The organism is Desulfoferrobacter suflitae (genome assembly GCF_022603395.1).
Classification (GTDB): domain Bacteria; phylum Desulfobacterota; class Syntrophobacteria; order Syntrophobacterales; family Syntrophobacteraceae; genus Desulfoferrobacter; species Desulfoferrobacter suflitae.
In genome coordinates this window covers 1-1,608 of record NZ_JAIBKA010000033.1, presented here as the reverse complement: position 1 = coordinate 1,608, position 1,608 = coordinate 1, and the positions used below count along the sequence as shown (strand labels likewise).

Here is a 1,608-nt window from a genome sequence, read left to right as displayed (position 1 = left end):
ATTTGTTCAGGCGGCATCAGGCACGCCCCCGCAAATTCCGCATTCTATGCGACGCATTGGTCCAGGTGGTAAAATGCCTTGTCATTCGGTGGAAATGCCCCGGCTGCCATAAGACCTTCACCGAACAGCCTCCTTTCGCGCTTCCCTTCAAGCGTTACACCAGCGACGCGATACTTCATCGCTCGGCAAGCTATCTGGAAGATGAGACGTCGACCTATCGGAAGACAGTCCTGGAAGAAGGCTCGGAGATCTTCCATGCCTCGACGGACGAAGGAAATACGCCGGTCGATAAAGTCCTCTCCCACACAACCCCTTACCGCTGGATCGACACTCTTGGCCGCTTCAAAGAAATCCCGCGCCGCGCTCTGGACCTCATCTTACAGAAGGATCCGGCGACAAAAGTCTACCGGGATCTCGCCGCGCTAACGATCTCCCCCAATAAGTTCGTGAAAACCGCTCGGGAAGAAACCCTCAAACGCTCTCGCCGGCTCGTCCACCTGGAGGCGGTATTCCGAGTTGTTTTTGGTGCTTCAATTTTCCCCTTCTTTGCAACAGGCTGCGCCTGGCAATGATTTATGCTCGCCTCCAACCATAAAACAAAGGAGGCGTTATGAAGCAAAAAGATGAAAAATGGGCCCTGTTCTGGTGCGATCTCCTTCGCCCCGTTCTCTTCGACGAGGTGGAGCCGGAATCGATCCAGGATTTTCTCAAAGAGATCTCTCAAAAGGAGATGGTCTTTCCCGGCGGACGTACCGGCAAGCCCTCCCTTTCCACCCTCAGGCGAAAGCTGAAGCGCTATCGAACCGGAGGATTCGATGCTCTCGCAAGAAAAGACCGCCATGACCGCGGCCATGCCAGGGCCGCACCCGCAGAAATCATTGCAACCGCCATCGAGCTTAAATGCGAGCAGCCCAAGCGCTCCCCTGCCACCATCAACCGATTCCTAAAGGACCTCTATGGCGTTACGCTCTCCCGCTCTACTTTGTATCGCCATCTTAAAGGTGCGGGCGCAACCCGCCTCAAGCTCGGCGTTGTCAAAAACAAGGTGAGAAAACGTTGGACCAGAGACCATACCCATGATCTCTGGGTTGGGGACTTCGAGGAAGGCCCCTATGTTGTTTTCGGCCGGGAGGTCCTGCCCACCTATCTTTCCGCTTTCATCGACTGCCACAGCAGGTATATCGTCGAGGCCCGCTACTACCTGCGCCAAAGCCTCGATATCCTCATCGACTCGCTGCTGCGCGCCCTGGCCAAGCATGGCGCCCCCGGCGAACTCTACCTCGATAACGCCAAGGTCTATCACGCAATCGGCCTCAAGGCTGCCTGCTACCGGCTCCACATCCGGCTTCGCCACCGGCCGGCCGGGGACCCTTCCCCGGGAGGACTCATTGAGCGCTTCTTTGAGACCGCCCAAGACCGGTTTGAATCCGAGGTGCGGGCACAAGATGCCATAAGCCTCGATGATCTCAACCGAGCTCTCAGCGCATGGATCTCGGTGGATTATCATAGCTCCATTCATTCCGAGACCGGCGAGACTCCCAAGGACCGCTATCATACCGGACTTTCCGTCATCCGCCACGTGGAAATGGACCAGGTGCTCGCTTCCTT

Annotated in this window: 2 protein-coding genes; both read left to right on the top strand. The window is 56.7% G+C overall.

The annotated features are described in order from the left end of the window. Nucleotides 1-572, top strand: a 572-nt coding sequence (locus K1V27_RS22440) for a hypothetical protein (RefSeq protein ID WP_258932516.1), incomplete at its 5' end; no start/stop codon positions are given. A 38-nt stretch (nucleotides 573-610) separates the two neighbouring features. Continuing rightward, a partial coding sequence (locus tag K1V27_RS22435) for a helix-turn-helix domain-containing protein (protein WP_258932514.1) occupies nucleotides 611-1,608 on the top strand: 998 nt, incomplete at its 3' end.